Annotated in this window: 16 protein-coding genes, 1 tRNA gene and 2 rRNA genes (1 of these 19 only partly in view); 8 read left to right on the top strand and 11 right to left on the bottom strand. The window is 59.7% G+C overall.

Features of this window, described 5'->3' with window-relative positions; translation table 11 throughout:
- Window positions 1-7 precede the first annotated feature (7 nt).
- From AC4CWF_RS18290 to AC4CWF_RS18300, 3 genes are all read left to right on the top strand, one after another.
- The gene (locus AC4CWF_RS18290) at window positions 8-865 is read left to right on the top strand and encodes a CheR family methyltransferase (protein ID WP_491283046.1); all 858 of its coding nucleotides are present in this window, start codon (window positions 8-10) and stop codon (window positions 863-865) included.
- A 15-nt stretch (window positions 866-880) separates the two neighbouring features.
- Window positions 881-1,960 carry a protein-glutamate methylesterase/protein-glutamine glutaminase gene (locus AC4CWF_RS18295; protein ID WP_491285493.1) on the top strand — a complete coding sequence of 360 codons (1,080 nt, stop codon included), beginning with the start codon at window positions 881-883 and terminating at the stop codon, window positions 1,958-1,960.
- A 160-nt stretch (window positions 1,961-2,120) separates the two neighbouring features.
- The gene (locus AC4CWF_RS18300; protein WP_491283047.1) at window positions 2,121-2,813 is read left to right on the top strand and encodes an AAA family ATPase; all 693 of its coding nucleotides are present in this window, start codon (window positions 2,121-2,123) and stop codon (window positions 2,811-2,813) included.
- 83 nt (window positions 2,814-2,896) lie between these two features.
- Here AC4CWF_RS18300 and ccoS read toward each other — a convergent pair whose 3' ends face one another.
- From ccoS to ccoN, 8 genes are all read right to left on the bottom strand, one after another.
- Window positions 2,897-3,049, bottom strand: a complete 153-nt coding sequence (gene ccoS, locus AC4CWF_RS18305) for a cbb3-type cytochrome oxidase assembly protein CcoS (protein WP_491283048.1) — start codon at window positions 3,047-3,049, stop codon at window positions 2,897-2,899.
- Window positions 3,046-5,343 carry a cation-translocating P-type ATPase gene (locus tag AC4CWF_RS18310; RefSeq protein WP_491283049.1) on the bottom strand — a complete coding sequence of 766 codons (2,298 nt, stop codon included), beginning with the start codon at window positions 5,341-5,343 and terminating at the stop codon, window positions 3,046-3,048. Before AC4CWF_RS18310 ends, ccoS begins: the two co-directional genes overlap by 4 nt.
- The gene (locus AC4CWF_RS18315) at window positions 5,340-5,828 is read right to left on the bottom strand and encodes a FixH family protein (protein ID WP_491283050.1); all 489 of its coding nucleotides are present in this window, start codon (window positions 5,826-5,828) and stop codon (window positions 5,340-5,342) included. The genes AC4CWF_RS18310 and AC4CWF_RS18315 overlap by 4 nt, the downstream gene beginning before the upstream one ends.
- Window positions 5,828-7,390, bottom strand: a complete 1,563-nt coding sequence (gene ccoG / locus AC4CWF_RS18320) for a cytochrome c oxidase accessory protein CcoG (RefSeq protein WP_491283051.1) — start codon at window positions 7,388-7,390, stop codon at window positions 5,828-5,830. Before ccoG ends, AC4CWF_RS18315 begins: the two co-directional genes overlap by 1 nt.
- 174 nt (window positions 7,391-7,564) lie before the next feature.
- The gene (gene ccoP / locus AC4CWF_RS18325) at window positions 7,565-8,428 is read right to left on the bottom strand and encodes a cytochrome-c oxidase, cbb3-type subunit III (RefSeq protein ID WP_491283052.1); all 864 of its coding nucleotides are present in this window, start codon (window positions 8,426-8,428) and stop codon (window positions 7,565-7,567) included.
- 2 nt (window positions 8,429-8,430) lie between these two features.
- Window positions 8,431-8,583 (bottom strand): cbb3-type cytochrome c oxidase subunit 3, encoded by a 153-nt coding sequence (locus AC4CWF_RS18330; RefSeq protein ID WP_491283053.1) that lies wholly within the window; start codon window positions 8,581-8,583, stop codon window positions 8,431-8,433.
- 12 nt (window positions 8,584-8,595) lie between these two features.
- Window positions 8,596-9,327, bottom strand: a complete 732-nt coding sequence (ccoO, locus tag AC4CWF_RS18335; RefSeq protein WP_491283054.1) for a cytochrome-c oxidase, cbb3-type subunit II — start codon at window positions 9,325-9,327, stop codon at window positions 8,596-8,598.
- Between the two features lie 12 nt (window positions 9,328-9,339).
- Window positions 9,340-10,983: a cytochrome-c oxidase, cbb3-type subunit I gene (gene ccoN / locus AC4CWF_RS18340; protein WP_491283055.1), complete on the bottom strand. Its 1,644-nt coding sequence runs from the start codon at window positions 10,981-10,983 to the stop codon at window positions 9,340-9,342.
- 124 nt (window positions 10,984-11,107) lie between these two features.
- On the opposite strand from ccoN, the gene AC4CWF_RS18345 reads away from it, so the two are divergent.
- From AC4CWF_RS18345 to AC4CWF_RS18365, 5 genes are all read left to right on the top strand, one after another.
- Window positions 11,108-11,272 carry a hypothetical protein gene (locus AC4CWF_RS18345; protein WP_491283056.1) on the top strand — a complete coding sequence of 55 codons (165 nt, stop codon included), beginning with the start codon at window positions 11,108-11,110 and terminating at the stop codon, window positions 11,270-11,272.
- 29 nt (window positions 11,273-11,301) lie between these two features.
- Window positions 11,302-11,643, top strand: coding sequence for an IS66-like element accessory protein TnpA (gene tnpA, locus AC4CWF_RS18350; protein WP_491281694.1), 342 nt, complete (start codon window positions 11,302-11,304; stop codon window positions 11,641-11,643).
- On the top strand, window positions 11,640-11,987 hold the full coding sequence (gene tnpB, locus AC4CWF_RS18355) for an IS66 family insertion sequence element accessory protein TnpB (protein ID WP_491281693.1): 348 nt from the start codon (window positions 11,640-11,642) through the stop codon (window positions 11,985-11,987). The genes tnpA and tnpB overlap by 4 nt, the downstream gene beginning before the upstream one ends.
- Window positions 11,988-12,065: 78 nt before the next feature.
- The gene (gene tnpC / locus AC4CWF_RS18360) at window positions 12,066-13,721 is read left to right on the top strand and encodes an IS66 family transposase (RefSeq protein WP_491281692.1); all 1,656 of its coding nucleotides are present in this window, start codon (window positions 12,066-12,068) and stop codon (window positions 13,719-13,721) included.
- Window positions 13,721-14,305 (top strand): plasmid pRiA4b ORF-3 family protein, encoded by a 585-nt coding sequence (locus tag AC4CWF_RS18365; RefSeq protein WP_491281691.1) that lies wholly within the window; start codon window positions 13,721-13,723, stop codon window positions 14,303-14,305. The genes tnpC and AC4CWF_RS18365 overlap by 1 nt, the downstream gene beginning before the upstream one ends.
- A 176-nt stretch (window positions 14,306-14,481) precedes the next feature.
- Here AC4CWF_RS18365 and AC4CWF_RS18370 read toward each other — a convergent pair.
- The 3 genes from AC4CWF_RS18370 to AC4CWF_RS18380 all read right to left on the bottom strand — a co-directional run.
- A tRNA-Met gene (locus tag AC4CWF_RS18370) sits at window positions 14,482-14,558 on the bottom strand.
- A 250-nt stretch (window positions 14,559-14,808) separates the two neighbouring features.
- A 5S ribosomal RNA gene (gene rrf / locus AC4CWF_RS18375) occupies window positions 14,809-14,923 on the bottom strand.
- 273 nt (window positions 14,924-15,196) lie between these two features.
- Window positions 15,197-16,617 (bottom strand): 23S ribosomal RNA (locus tag AC4CWF_RS18380) (it continues 1,463 nt past the right edge of the window).

Here is a 16,617-nt window from a genome sequence, read left to right on the forward strand (position 1 = left end):
GACGATTTTGGCACCTGCCTCGGGACTTGCACGCCAACCGCTCGATGACCACCTGAGCAAGCGGAATTTCGAACGGCTGGCGAAATACATTTATGATTACAGTGGCATCAAGATGCCGGTCACCAAGGTGACGATGCTGGAGGGGCGTCTGCGCCGACGGCTGCGCGTCACCGGCATCGCAACCTTCGACGACTATTGCGATCATCTTTTCAATCACGATGGCCTCGAAACCGAACAGGTCTACCTGATCGATGCGGTGACCACCAACAAGACGGACTTTTTCCGGGAACCGAAGCATTTCGATTATCTGACCCGCTCTGTGGTGCCGGAACTTCTGAAGGCCGGCGAAACGATGATCCGCGCCTGGAGTTCCGCCTGTTCGACGGGCGCCGAACCCTATACGATGGCCATGGTGCTCTCCGAATGCCTTGGCCAGAAGCAGGGCGCGGACTTCCGTATCATTGCCACCGATCTCTCCACCGACGTGCTGCACACCGCCCGCCGGGCAATCTATTCCAGCGAGATCGTCAGCCCCGTCTCCAAGGAGATGCGCCGAAAATACATCATGCAGGCCGTGGATCCGCGCCGCGACGAGGTGCGTATTGCCCCGGTGCTGCGTCAGCGGGTCGGCTTCGGACGTCTGAACCTGATGGACGACGCCTATGCGATCAAGGACATGCAACACGTGATCTTCTGCCGCAACGTGCTGATCTATTTCGACAAACCAACACAGCAGCACGTCCTGAGCCGGCTATGCGATTGCCTGCTTCCGGGTGGCTACCTGTTCATCGGCCATTCGGAAACGGCAACCGGCTTCAATCTGCCGATCAGGCAGGTGGCCAATACTGTGTTCAAGCGAGTGTGAGCCATGGGCACCACGATAGGCAAAAAGATCCGCGTCCTGATCGTCGATGATTCCGCCAGCATCCGCCAGACGCTCACCATGCTTTTGTCGGAAGATCCGGAAATCGAGGTGATCGGCGCCGCTTCCGATCCGTTCATGGCAGCGCGCAAGATCCGCGAAGACATACCCGACGTCATCACGCTGGATGTGGAAATGCCGCAAATGGACGGCATCACCTTCCTGCGCAAGTTGATGTCGCAGCATCCGATTCCGGTTGTCATGTGTTCGTCGCTGACGGAAGCGGGTTCGGAAACGCTGATGCAGGCGCTGGAAGCCGGCGCCGTCGACATTATCCAGAAGCCGAAGATCGGCGCTGCCGACCATCTGGCTGAAAGCGCCGAGCGGGTGCGCAGCGTCGTCAAGGCTGCCGCCGGCGCGCGGCTTGGCAAGCTGCGCCGTTTCCGGGGGACCGGGCCGGTGTCGGCAAAGCTGACGGCCGATGCCATCCTGCCGCCGCCAAAAATCGGTGCCATGGCAAAAACCACCGAAATGGTGGTGTGCATCGGCGCGTCGACAGGCGGCACCGAAGCGCTGCGCGAATTTCTGGAGGCGCTGCCGGCCAATGCGCCGGGCATCGTGATCGTGCAGCACATGCCGGAAAAGTTTACCGCAGCCTTTGCCAAGCGCCTGAACAGCCTTTGCGAAGTGGAGGTCAAGGAAGCCGAAGATGGCGACCCGGTTCTGCGTGGCCATGTGCTGATCGCCCCCGGCGACAAGCATATGCTGCTGGAACGGCGCGGTGCCCGCTATCAGGTCTCCGTGCGGGCCGGGCCGCTGGTCAGCCGCCACCGTCCCTCCGTCGACGTGCTCTTTCGCTCCGCTGCCCGCGCGGCTGGCAGCAATGCCATGGGCGTCATCATGACCGGCATGGGCGATGACGGCGCCCGCGGCATGCTGGAAATGCACGAGGGCGGTGCCTTTACGGTGGCGCAGGACGAGGCCAGTTCGGTGGTGTTCGGCATGCCAAAGGAAGCGATTGCCCGCGGCGGTGTCGATCGGATTGTCTCGCTCGACCAGATCGCCCGCGAAGTCCTGGCCGCCGACAAGCGCCATTAGGGCAGGCCGCCGGCAACAGAAGGCTGGCCGCGATAACTGCCGCTCTTGCACCGGTGCGTTTCGCATTTTTTAACCATGTTGCGCGACAGTGCGAGGGCACCATGACCTTCGTGCCTTTGAGAGCAATGCCGGCTCACGAACCTTTTTTCAGGGATCGACGATGCCCGTCATTACCTTTGCCAATACCAAGGGCGGGGCCGGCAAGACCACTGCCGTGCTGCTGCTTGCCACAGAGCTTTCCCGCATGGGTCACCGCGTCACCGTTCTCGATGCCGATCCGCAATACTGGATGTCGCGCTGGTTCGATGCCTCGCCGCCAATCCCTGGTCTTTCCGTAACACCTTACGTGACGCAGGCCTCCGTCGAGCGCCATCTGGAAGAGGCACGGGCAAGCAGCGATTACGTGCTGATCGACCTGCCCGGCGCGCGAAGCCCGCTTCTGGCCAAAGCCATTGGCCTGTCCGACCATGTGCTGATCCCCATTCAGGGCTGCGCCATGGATGCCCAGGGCGGCGCCCATGTGCTGGAACTGCTGCAATATCTCGGCGAAAAGCTCGGCATGTATGTGCCCCATTCCGTGGTGCTGACCCGCGTCAACTCCATGGTGACGACGCGCGCGCTGCTCGCGGTCAAGGGGCTTCTCGCCCAGCGCAATGTCGATGTGCTGAATACGCCGATCATCGAACGCTCGGCCTTCCGCGATATTTTCGACTGTGGCGGAACACTGTATACGATGGATGTAGAGCGCATCAGCAATCTCGACAAGGCGCGCGAAAATGCCAGGCTTTATGCCGAGGAAATTCTGCGCCGCGTGCCCGCCGCAAAAGCTGGCGCTGCGCGCACGGCGGCCTGAGCCTGCCCTACCCGGCATCACCGAACGTGAAAAGCCGCCGACCCTCAAGGCCGGCGGCTTCGGAACCGGAAATCGGTGAGCATTCAAGGCCTTGGTTGATCGTCCTCGTCAAGCACCCGCCAGGCGGCGCCATCGAGATCGTCATATTGGCCATTGCGCAGCGACCAGAGGAAGGCGCCAAGGCCAAGCCCGCCGAGCAGAAGCGCAACCGGGATCAGGTAAATCAGCATATTCATGCCAGTGACGCCTTTCCCGGGAGCGGTCCGGCGCTGACCCGATCCACTTCGGGACTTTTAACCTTCGCCCGCCGCACGTCGTTCAGCCGCAGCGAATTGGCGACTACGATCAGCGACGAGGTGGACATGGCGATGGCGGCAATCAGCGGCGTCGCATAACCGGCAATGGCAATCGGCACCGCAATGATGTTGTAGCCGATGGCCAGCGCAAAATTTTCGCGGATCAGCCGGCCGGCCTTGACCGAAATGCGGATGGCCATCGGCACCGCCTCAAGGCTGTCATGCATGAAGACGAAATCCGCTGCCTGCCGGCCGATATCGGCGGCCGTTGCCGGCGCCATCGAGACATGCGCGGCACTGAGCGCCGGCGCATCGTTGATGCCATCGCCCACCATCAGCACCCGCCCGCCAGCCCCTTGTAATACCTCGATGGCCTTTGTCTTGCCGCCGGGGGACAGTTCCGCCTCGAAGGCGTCGATGCCAAGCCTTGCGGCCATGGCAGCGACCACCGGCTGCCGGTCTCCGGACAGAACGCGCGTTTCAAAACCCTTTTGCTGCAACGTTTCGATGGCCGTCTCGGCATCCGGCCGCAGACGGTCTTCCAGGTGAAAGCGGGCAATTTCCACCGTGTCGAGCGACAGAACCACCTCGGAGCCGCCGCGCTCCGGGCTAACCGAACCCGGGCAGGCAAACGCCCGCTTGCCCAGCCGATATTCTCCCTCCGGCATTTTGGCGAGAAGGCCATCGCCGGCCATTTCCGTAACCGTCCCAAGGCTTGCAACAGGGCCCGGATAGGCGTTGTAGATGGACTGCGAGAGCGGATGGCGCGAGTGTGCGGCAATCGCTGCGGCCATGGCGATCCGGGCAGGCGTGCCCACCGTCTCGACAAGCTGCGGGCGGCCAAGCGTCAGCGTGCCGGTCTTGTCGAACACCACGCTATCGATTTCGGCGAGCCGCTCCATGGCCGAACCGTCCTTCACCATCACGCCGTTCTGGAACAGCCGTCCAGCCGCGACCACTTGAACAACGGGCACGGCAAGGCCGAGCGCACAGGGGCAGGTGATGATCAGCACGGCAATGGCAATCAGCATGGCCTGTTTCCAGTCGCCGCCAAACATGCCCCAGCCGAGGAAGGTGAGAAGCGCCAGAAGATGCACGGCGGGCGAATAGATCTGTGCTGCCCGGTCCGCGATGCGGCGATACTGTGCCCGCCCGCCTTCGGCCGCTTCCATCAGCGTGATGATTTCCGACAGAAACGACTGGCGCGCCGTGGCTGTGGCCTGAAGCAGCAGCGAGCCGGTGAGGCTGACAGTGCCCGCCTGCACGAGCGCGCCCGCGCGAACGGCAACCGGTGCGCTTTCGCCATTGACGATGGAGAGGTCGAGATCGCTTTCCCCCTCGATGACCACCCCATCAACCGGCACGCGATCACCGGCGGCAATGGCGATGCGGTCTCCCGGGACGACATCCTCGACCGCACGATACTCCCGGCTTCCGTCGTCCGATACCACCATAGCGCCGCGCGGAGAAATGCGGGCAAGGCCGGTGATGGCCGAGCGTGCCCGGTCACGCATGATATGATCGAGCGTGCGTCCGATCAGCAGGAAAAACAGCAGCGACACCGTCGCATCGAACCAGGCATGTTCCCCGTGATGAATGGTTTCCCACAGCGACACCGCATAGGACAGCGTGATGGCAAGCGCGATCGGCACGTCCATGTTGGTGCGGCCACGGCGCAGCGCCGCATAGGCTGACCGGTAAAAGAAGCGTCCGCCGTAAACGAGGGCGGGTGCTGCAATCATCGCAGAGATCCAGTGGAAGAGATCGCGCGTGGAAGCCTCCGCCCCTGACCAGACGGAAACGGACAGAAGCATGATATTGGCAGCGGCAAAACCGCAGACGGCAACGCCGCGAATGAGCTGCGCCTTCAGCACGTCACCGGCTTCTTCGGCGGCCGAGAGCAGATGCGCGTCATAACCCGTTGCCCGCTTGATGGCGCGAACGAAATCGACCGGATCCATCGCCCCCTCGCCCTCCGCTGAGTGCCAGACGATGCATACGCGGCGGGTCGACAGGTTGACGCGGGCTTTTTGAACGGTAGAAAGCGCCGTCAGCGCCTGTTCGACGGCGCTGATACAGGTGCCGCAATGGACGCCGGGCACGCTGAGATCGAGCTGGCGCAGGCCTTCGCCGAGATCGCGGCTGGCCAGCATCAGCTCCTCGGCAGAGGGCAGCGCCAGCGTGGCGCGCGCCATGTCCAAAGACGCTTCCGTGCCCGGCGCGCAGCAGCTCATGACTTTGCTCCGATAACGGCAATGCGCCTGTTGTGGTGGAGAATGCGGTCTCCGTTGCGCATGGCGCTCGTATCCACGATCCAGTGGCCGGGCAGCACATCGTGCACGGCCTCATAGGTGCCATTTCCGAGATCCGTCAGAACCACCGAAAAATCCTGGTGGTCGCCGACGGGCCGCTTGAAGGTTGCCGTCACGGTATCGACGGCAACCGGCTTTCCGTCAGATCCGGAGATTACATAACGGATCACGCCCTGTTCCACCGTCAGCGTTCCCGAAATGCCGCTCGCGCCCAGAGCCTTGGCTTCCGCTACCTTGGAATTGAACTGCTGGCTGGCGACATAGGTGTTTTCCACGACAAGCCCGCTCCAGGAATGCACCGCCTGATAAGCCATGTAGAAATTCACCGAAATGATCGTGCCGAAGAACAGGCCGACCACGCCGGCCATGTGCCATCCGGTAAAGACGAAACTCTTCGTATGGGTCATCACTTGGCTCCCGGAGTATTGAAGTTGGCGCGGTAGACATCTTTTTCACTGCTGGCCCGGTCTTCCGCGATGAAGCTGAAACCTTCACGGGCATCGCCCACGGCCCCCTTGGGCAGGGTGACAAAGACCTTCAGCGTGGTCACCTTGTCCGGCTCCACCGGAATGGCAAAGACGCGGTCGGAGGCATCGGTGAGCGCCGGGATCTTCATCTCGGCACCGGCAAGCCCCATCATCGACAACAGCACCGTGCGCCGTTCGGGGATCATGTTGAGAAGCCGGATCGTATAACCGTTGCGGATCGACCCATCCGATTCCAGTACATATTGCGGATTGCGGTCATGCAGCACGTTGACCTCCAGCCGGTCGCGGCTGAGGAGGGCCACGACGAGGCCGATGCCGACAGCCGTCCAGACGCCCATGTAGAGAAGCGTGCGCGGCCGAAGAATGATGCGCCAGTTGAAATGGCGCACGCTGTCGCTGAACGCGCCGTCTGCCTTGCGAACCCGGACAGGCTCGATGCCGGTGCGGCCGTTGTCGGTCGCCAGCGCCATGTTCGATTCGTATTCGTTGAGCGTGGCATAGGCGATGAGGCCGCGCGGGCGCTCCAGCTTGTCCATCACGCTGTCGCAGGCATCGATGCACAGCGCGCAGGTGATGCATTCGAGCTGCTGGCCGTCGCGGATATCGATGCCCATGGGACAGACCGCGACACAGGCATTGCAATCGACGCAATCACCGGCCGCGTTGCTGTCGGCGGCGACCTTTTTCTGATGTTTGCCACGCGGCTCGCCCCGCCAGTCATTATAGGTCACAACCAGCGAATTGTCGTCCAGCATGGCGCCCTGGATACGCGGCCAGGGGCACATGTAGATGCAGACCTGCTCGCGCATCAGCCCGCCCAGCACATAGGTGGTGGCGGTCAAAAGTGCGACGGTCGAATAGGCGACAAAGGCCGCATGGCCGGTCAGGAAATCAAACGCAAGCGATGGCGCATCGGCAAAATAGAAGATCCACGCGCCGCCGGTGGCGATGGCGATCAACAGCCAGATCGCATGTTTTGTAACCCGCTTATAGACCTTGTCAAAGGTCCAAGGTCCGGCATCGAGCTTCATGCGGGCATTGCGGTCACCCTCGATAAAACGCTCGACGACGAGAAACAGATCGACCCAGACCGTCTGCGGACAGGCATAACCACACCAGGCACGCCCGACGGCAGAGGTCAGCAAAAACAGGCCAAAACCCGCCATGACCAGAAGGCCTGCAACGAAGAAGAACTCCTGCGGCCAGATCTCGATGAAGAAGAAATAAAAGCGCCGGTTGGCGAGATCCACGAGAACCGCCTGATCGGGCGCAAACGGACCGCGATCCCAGCGGATCCACGGCGTCAGGTAATAAATGCCGAGCGTGATCAGCATCACCAGCCATTTGAACCGGCGAAAACGCCCTTCGGCGCGCTTCGGAAAAATCTTCTTGCGCGCCGCATAAAGCGGCTCGTCCGGCCCGGCTTTCGGTGCGCCGTTTGCGGGTTCGGTCTTCGGCTCTTTGGCGGTGTAAAGGTTCATGGGGGCTGATCCACTTCTCATCGCCGCCTTTTTCACACCGATCCGCCCGGCAATCCTTGACTTGGGTCAAGTTCCAGCCCGGCGCGCGCCGATGTCGCACCCACGCCTCCAAACGAAAAAGCCGCGCCCAAAGAGCGCGGCTTGCAGGTTTTCGGATGAACAGGGGGGCAAAAATTATTCGCCGCCGCCGAGCGAATGAATATAGACAGCCAGTTCCTTGACGGTCGCATCGCCGAGACGCGCCTGCCAGGCCGGCATGACGCCGTGCTTGGGCTGGCGAACCTGCGCGGCGATCTCGTCCTCGCCCTTCACCTTCAGCCAGATGGCATCGGCAAGGTTCGGCGCGCCGAACTCGCGATTGCCCTTGGCATCCTCGCCATGGCAGGAGGCACAGTTATCGGCAAACAGCGCCTTGCCGGGTTCGACCACGGCCGGATTGCGCGGCGTGCCCGTGAGGCTCACCACATAAGCTGAAACCTCGCGGATTTCTTCCGGCTTCAGGATATCGGCAAAGGCCGGCATTTCGGACACGCGGCTTTCCGCATCGTCCGCATACCGAATGCCGTGGGCAATCGTCTGGTGGATATCCTCGGCCTTGCCGCCCCACAACCAGTCGTCGTCGTTAAGGTTCGGATAACCGGCACCACCGGTGGCGCCGGAGCCATGGCACTGCACGCAGTTGACTTTGAAAGCGGCTGCACCGGCAGCCGTGGCAAACTGCGCCATCTGCGGATCGGCAAGGATTTCCGGCAGCGACGAGGCCGAGATCTTTTCGACGATCGCCCCTTGCGCGGTTTTGGCGCCCGCCATTTCGCCTGCCAGTTCGGCGCGGCTGGAATAGCCAAGCAAGCCCTTCGTCGCCCCCGTCAGCATCGGCACGGCGGGATAGACCACCATATAACCGAGAGCCCAGACGATGCAGGCATAAAAGGTCCACAGCCACCAGCGCGGCAGCGGGTTGTTCAGTTCGCGGATGCCATCCCACTCATGACCGGTGGTTTCGACGCCGCTGACGTCATCAATATGTTTGTCCGCCATGATCAATCCTCCTTCAGAGGGATTTTTGCGGCTTCGTCGGCGGCGTTTTTCGCGCCCGGACGAAGGGTTGAGAACACCACGGCGAGGAAGAACAGGCCCATGGCAAGCATGCCCCAGCTGTCTGCGAAGTGGCGCATTGCGGTATAGACTTCCATCTTCGCATATCCTCAGCGGTAACCGGTTGCATCGTCATAGGTGGAGAAATCGACCAGCGTGCCGAGCATCTGGAGATAGGAGACAAGCGCATCCATCTCGGTCAGCTTTGCCGGATCGCCATCGAAATCGCCCACCTTCGCCTTCGGATAACGCGACAGAAGGCCGGCCGTATCGGCATTCGGATCGGCCTGGGCGGTAAGATCCGCCTTGGCGCTTTCCAGCATCTCGTCGCTATAGGGCACGCCGACGGCGCGGTTGGCCTTCAGCTCCATGGTGACGTCGGTGATCTTCAGCGGTGTTTCCTTGAGGAAGGCGTAGCTTGGCATGATTGATTCCGGCACCACGTCGCGCGGGCGGATCAGGTGCTGCACGTGCCACTGGTTAGAATAACGGTCGCCGACGCGCGCCAGATCCGGCCCGGTGCGCTTTGAGCCCCACTGGAACGGATGGTCGTACATGGATTCAGCCGCCAGGCTGTAATGACCGTACCGTTCCACTTCATCGCGGAACGGCCGGATCATCTGGCTGTGGCAGACGTAACAGCCTTCCCGGATGTAGATATTGCGTCCGGCAAGCTCCAGCGGTGAATAGGGCCGCATTCCCTCCACTTTCTCGATGGTGTTTTCGAGATAGAAGAGAGGTGCGATTTCCACGATGCCGCCGATGGACACGACCAGCAGAGACCCCACCAGCAACAGCGTCGCGTTACGCTCGATGAATTGATGTTTGTCGAGAATGGACATGGGTTCTTCTCCTTATTCGGCCGGCTGGAGGCTGGCGGGCACACTGCCCGGCAGCTTTTCCTGCCGCTCGTAACCGAGAATGGTCATGGTGATGTTGAAGGCCATGATCAGCGAACCGGCGAGGTACATGATCCCGCCCACGGCGCGCAGCACGTAATAGGGGAACATGGCAGCGACGGCTTCGGCGAAGGAATAGACGAGGAAACCCTGGTCATCATATTCGCGCCACATCAGACCCTGCTGCACACCGGCAACCCACATGACGGCCGCATAAACCACGATGCCGAGGGTGGCGAGCCAGAAGTGCCAGTTGACCATGGCAAGGCTGTAAAGCCGGTTGCGGTGCCAGAGTTTCGGGACGAGGAAGTAGATCGCGCCGAAGGAAATCATGCCGACCCAGCCGAGCGCACCGGAATGCACGTGACCGATGGTCCATTCGGTGTAGTGGCTGAGCGAGTTGACCGCCTTGATCGACATCATCGGACCTTCGAAGGTCGACATGCCGTAGAAGGCAATGGCAATCACCATCATGCGGATGATCGGATCGGTGCGGATCTTGTCCCAGGCGCCCGACAGCGTCATCAGACCGTTGATCATGCCCCCCCAGGAGGGCATCCACAGCATGATCGAAAACACCATGCCGAGCGTCTGCGCCCAATCGGGCAGAGCCGTATAATGCAGGTGGTGGGGGCCGGCCCAGATATACATGAAGATCAGCGCCCAGAAGTGGATGATCGACAGCCGGTAGGAATAGACCGGGCGACCAGCCTGCTTGGGCACGAAATAATACATCATGCCAAGGAAACCGGCTGTGAGGAAGAAGCCCACGGCATTGTGGCCATACCACCACTGCGTCAGCGCGTCCTGCACGCCGGAGAAGGCAGAATAGCTTTTCACGCCGAGGAAGGAGACCGGAACCGCCAGGTTGTTGACGATATGCAGCATGGCGATCGTCACGATGAAGGCGAGATAAAACCAGTTCGCCACATAGATATGCGGCTCCTTGCGCATCAGGATCGTGCCGAGAAAGGCAACGAGATAAGCGACCCAGACGACGGTCAGCCAGAGATCGACATACCATTCTGGCTCTGCATATTCGCGCCCCTGGGTGATGCCGAGCAGATAACCGGTGGCGGCCATCACGATGAACAGCTGATACCCCCAGAAGACGAACCATCCGAGCCCATCACCGCCGAACAGCCGTGCGCGCGATGTGCGCTGCACGACATAAAGCGACGTACAGATCAGCGCATTGCCGCCGAAGGCGAAAACCACCGCTGATGTGTGCAGCGGGCGCATCCGGCCAAAATTGAACCAGGGGCCAAAATTGAGATCCGGAAAGGCCAGCTGCAGCGCCACGACGACACCGACCAGAAAGCCAACCACGCCCCAGAAGACGGTGGCAATGGTTCCATATTTGACCACTTCATCGAAATAGGCGGGTGCATCCCCGCCCCTCGCGCCTGAAGCAACCATTGCCGGCTTGGCAGCGGAGCCGAAATGGACGCGGCGCAAAAGCACCACGGTGAATGCGGCAAGCGTAAAAAACAGAACCCACATATGGGCAGAAAACAGATCATCGTGGGCAAAGCCTGCACCGAGAAGCGCCAGGAAGGCGCCCACGGTCAGCGCCACGATTGGTACGGTATTGTTCATTTTGAACATCCCCCAGGAGGCGAACAATGGAAGAGGGGTGTCATCGATCGACCGACAAACCCCGCCTGATGGGGAGAGTTCTCATTTTCGTGAAGAGGAGGCCTTGATCTGAATCAACAAGCCCGTGAACAAGCCACAGCGCGTGCTTCTCGAGGTCAGCCGGATCGAGCTTGTTCCAGATGCCGCGGAATTGGCGATCGTGCTAAGCGGCGATCTTGCCGCGATCCGTATCCCTCCGGCGTGGACCGCCTTGCGAGTTTTTGGTGATATCGTGATTTTGCGCTCTTGAGAGTGAACTTAAGAGCGCAATGAGGAACGATGGCACAGGCCATTTTGCTGACGGGTCAAGAACGACGTCGTCGTTGGTCACCGGATGAACGGCGGGAGATTGTGGAGGCAGCATTTGCTCCGGGGGCAAATGTCTCGGCAGTAGCGCGTCGTTTTGATGTTTCGACGGGGCTGCTCTACACGTGGCGGCGCCAAGCGCTGTCTTTGAAAGATGAGCCCGCTTTCGTGCCGGCAACTGTCCTGGACGTTCCTGGCAACGGCGATGGTTGTGCGACAACCATCGTTGTGGACTTTGCGAACGGTATCAAGGTGAGGATTGCGTCCGGGGCGCCTTGTGATCTTGCTGCAGCCGTGATGCGTGCGCTCAAATGATCCCGATCAGTTCGAGCGTGCGGGTTTGGATTGCGAGCGGCCATTGCGATATGCGCAAGGGAATGCACGGCCTTGCTCTGATCGTGCAGGAAGGTTTGGGTCGTGATCCGTTCAAGGGTGACGTTTTTGTCTTCCGCGGGAAAAGCGGCCGGCTGATCAAGGCTCTTTGGCATGACGGATTTGGGCTTTCGCTATACGCAAAGCGGCTCGAGCGCGGCCGTTTCATTTGGCCGGCGACGCAGGGTGGAGCTATTGCGCTGACGGCTGGCCAGATGTCCTATTTGCTTGAGGGAATTGACTGGCGGAACCCGCAGCAGACATGGCGGCCGACGAGCGCTGGATAGTGTCTTTTGGGGCGGGATTTGCGAGCGGGGCGCCAGGAAAAGCTATACAAATCAGTGGTTTTATGATTCACTTCGAGCATGGAAACCGGCTCGGAAAATCCCCGTGATCATGCTGCTGCCCTGGAGGCAGAGCTGGCGATTGCGCGGTTGGAACGAGCTACCGCTTTGGCCGAATTGGCTGTTGCCAAGGCCAAGGAAGCCGATGATCAGGCCATCATTCTTCGCCAGAAAGTCTATATCGAAAAGCTGCAACGGGAACTGCGCGGTCAGAAGTCGGAACGGACGGCGCGGCTGATTGCTCAGATGGAGCTGATGCTTGAGGACGCCGAAGCGACGGCGACCGAAGATGAGCTTGCTGCCGAGATGGCCGTTGCGGCGGCGGCGATTGCGGTCACCGGCTTTACGCGCAAGCGGCCGGTCAAGAAGCCATTCCCGGAACATCTGCCGCGTGAGCGTTTTGTCGTGCCAGGCCCGGTTGCCTGCAACTGCTGTGGCGGTGAACGGCTTCGCAAGCTCGGCGAAGACATTACCGAAACGATGGAGAGCGTACCGCGGAGTTGGAAGATCATTCAGACCGTTCGGGAAAAGTTCACCTGCCGTGACTGCGAGAAGATCAGCCAGGCACCTGCACCCTTCCATGTCATACCGAGAGGGTGGGCTGGTCCGAGCCTTTTGGCGATGATGTTGTGCGACAAGTTTGGCCAGCACATTCCGCTCAATCGCCAGGTCGAACGTTTTGCCCTGGAAGGTGTGCCAATCAGTCTGTCGACTGCGGCAGACGCGATTGGCACGTGCTGCCAGGTCCTGGATCCGCTGGTGCGGCGGATTGAAAGCCATACGTTCGCGTCTGAACGGATCCACGGTGATGACACGACCGTGCCGGTTCTGGCTCTCGGCAAAACCGTTACCGGTCGGATATGGAGCTACGTCAAGGATGATGCTCCGTTTGGCGGTACGGCGCCTCCGTCGGCGATGTTCTATTATTCCCGGGACCGGGCCGGCGAACATCCACAGGCGCATCTGGCCAACTATAGCGGTATCCTTCAGGCGGATGCCTATACGGGCTATGGCCAGCTTTATCTTCCTGATCGAAGTCCGGGCCCGATTCATGAGGCAGCGTGTTGGGCGCATGCCAGGCGACCATTCTTTGCGCAAGCCGATCTGGAGGCCAACGCGCGCCGAAAAGCGCAGGGTAAAAGTGCCGCCGTCATCTCGCCGGTCGCCTTGAACATGGTGCAGCGGATCGACGCTTTGTTCGAAATCGAACGCCATATCAATGGCCGCACTCCCGATGAGAGAAAAGCAATCCGCCAGCAGTTGTCAAAACCGCTGATTGACGACATGGAGATATGGATACGCGAACACCGCGCCAGGTTGCCGCGCGACAATGACTTGGCAAAGGCATTTGACTATATGCTGAACCGCTGGGAATCCTTCACCCGCTTCCTGGACGACGGCCGTATCTGCCTGTCGAACAATTGCGCGGAGCGCTCTCTGCGCGGTGTGGCGCTCGGACGAAAAGCCTGGCTATTTGCCGGGTCCGATCGAGGGGGGCAGCGGGCGGCGTCCATGTACAGCCTGATCGTCACCGCGAAGATGAACCGCATTGACCCACAGGCCTGGCTTGCCGATGTTCTCGCCCGCATCGCCGATCATCCAGCCAGCCGTCTTGATGAGCTTCTCCCCTGGAATTGGCGGAAAACCGCAACATCGCCACTGAGGCAGGCGGCCTGATGGCTGGTCCTCTCGTTCGCTTGAAGGTCACGCTCGATGACGTTGACCCCTTGGTGATGCGCCGCGTTGTCGTGCCATTCCGCATTCGGCTGGACCGGCTTCATGAGATCCTTCAGGAGGCCTTCGGCTGGACCAACAGCCATCTGTATGAGTTCAGGATCCGTGACATCGGCTTCGGCCTGCCTGATGACGGCTTTGGTGGTCCCATCGATGCACGCAAGGAAACGCTTCTTGCTGCCATCGAAGATATTGGCGCGAAGTCATTCAAGTATCTCTATGACTTCGGCGACGGCTGGACGCACTCTGTGAAAATCGAAAAGATCTTTCCGGCGACCGCCGGCTTCGAAGATCCATTCCTTCTCGAGGTTGTCGGACGGTGTCCACCGGAGGATGTCGGCGGTCCCTGGGGCTATCAAGAGTTCCGCGAAGCCATTGCGGACACCAACCATGAGCGTCACCACGAACTTGTCGAATGGTGGGGCCACGCACACTACGATCCGGGCGATGTCGACGCCGCCAATCTCCGCAAAAACGTCGAGGCTCTAGCCGCAAAGTGGAAGCGCCGATCGCGCAAGAAAAGCTGACCTGCGGTCCTCGGCGAATGCTTACCGCGATCCTGAGGGTTGCATTTGGCAAGAAGAAACCAGAGTTCCTCAACGAAAATGCAATTCTGGAAGACCTGATGGACCGTGCTGGCGCAACTGAAGTCCAGAAACGCAAAAAGCCCCACGAGGCGCTTTATTGGGATCGCAGGGATTTTTGGTTGCGGGGGCAGGATTTGAACCTGCGGCCTTCAGGTTATGAGCCTGACGAGCTACCGGGCTGCTCCACCCCGCGTTGTCAGAGTTTTGCCGTCAGGCAAAATCTCGTTACCGGGTTTTTGCCGTTAGGCAAAAGACCCACAGAGTTTTGCCGTCAGGCAAAATCTCGTATGATGTGTGCGTTTTAGACGCAAAAAGGCCGCTTTGAGCGACCCTTTTGTTATCGGCTGGGCCGTTAGTGTTTGTGACGAGAAGATTGGCGGATTTGCAAGGGCAAAACCTGACGGATTTGCAAGTGCAAACCGTGACAACATTGCCTTTAGCAGACCTGGCAGCGACCTACTCTCCCGCGTCTTGAGACGAAGTACCATTGGCGCAGGGGCGTTTCACGGCCGTGTTCGGAATGGGAACGGGTGCAGCCGCCCCGCCATGACCACCAGGTCAGCTAAGGGCAATGTGTTGAGAAGCTGGATTTTTTGTGAGCGAATAGGGAGTAGCCAATAGCGAATAGTTTGTTCGCTGTGGCCTCAGTTTTCGCTGGTTTTGAACACGTCGAATGGGACCTCTTAAGCGCATTGCGGTGCTTTGGGCACCGATACAGGCCAGAGGCCGTCGCGCCTTGTGGCGCGGGCCGTCCGCAGCACATTTTCGTGCGTCAGGACAAAACAAAACTCTTATTGTTTTGCTCATCTTCGATGAGCACAAACAATGAGAACGATCAAGCCAATCGAGCTATTAGTAACGGTAAGCTTCATGCATTACTGCACGTCCACACCCGTCCTATCAACGTGGTCGTCTTCCACGGCTCTGATAGGGAATACTCGTTTTCAGGTGGGTTTCCCGCTTAGATGCCTTCAGCGGTTATCCCTTCCATATATAGCTACCCTGCTATGCCCTTGGCAGGACAACAGGTCCACCAGAGATATGTCCATCCCGGTCCTCTCGTACTAGGGACAGATCCTGTCAATATTCCTACACCCACGGCAGATAGGGACCGAACTGTCTCACGACGTTCTGAACCCAGCTCACGTACCGCTTTAATTGGCGAACAGCCAAACCCTTGGGACCTGCTCCAGCCCCAGGATGCGATGAGCCGACATCGAGGTGCCAAACAACCCCGTCGATATGGACTCTTGGGGGTCATCAGCCTGTTATCCCCGGCGTACCTTTTATCCGTTGAGCGATGGCCCTTCCACACGGGACCACCGGATCACTATGACCGACTTTCGTCTCTGCTCGACTTGTCAGTCTCGCAGTCAGGCGGGCTTATGCCATTGCACTCGACGACCGATTTCCGACCGGTCTGAGCCCACCATCGCGCGCCTCCGTTACTCTTTCGGAGGCGACCGCCCCAGTCAAACTACCCACCATACACTGTCCCGGATCCGGATGACGGACCGCGGTTAGACATCCATGACGATAAGGGTGGTATTTCAAGGATGGCTCCACGAGAACTGGCGTCCCCGCTTCAAAGCCTACCACCTATCCTACACATGCCGACACGAATGCCAGTGTAAAGCTATAGTAAAGGTGCACGGGGTCTTTCCGTCTGACCGCAGGAACCCCGCATCTTCACGGGGAATTCAATTTCACTGAGTCTATGTTGGAGACAGCGGGGAAGTCGTTACGCCATTCGTGCAGGTCGGAACTTACCCGACAAGGAATTTCGCTACCTTAGGACCGTTATAGTTACGGCCGCCGTTTACTGGGGCTTCGATTCAAAGCTTGCACCTCTCCTCTTAACCTTCCAGCACCGGGCAGGCGTCAGACCCTATACGTCGTCTTGCGACTTCGCAGAGCCCTGTGTTTTTGATAAACAGTCGCTACCCCCTGGTCTGTGCCACCCTGACATACTTGCGTACATCAGGGTCACGCTTCTTCCGAAGTTACGCGTGCAATTTGCCGAGTTCCTTCAACATAGTTCTCTCAAGCGCCTTGGTATACTCTACCTGACCACCTGTGTCGGTTTCGGGTACGGTCTATAATGATGGAGCTATTTCCTGGAACCGCTTCCTCGCCCATCCAATCCAATAAGAATGAACAAGTTACGCAATCCGTCACTACCACCAGGCCCACGAATATTAACGTGGTTCCCATCGACTACGCATTTCTGCCTCGCCTTAGGGGCCGGCTAA

The organism is Neorhizobium sp. PAMB6630 (genome assembly GCF_058242775.1).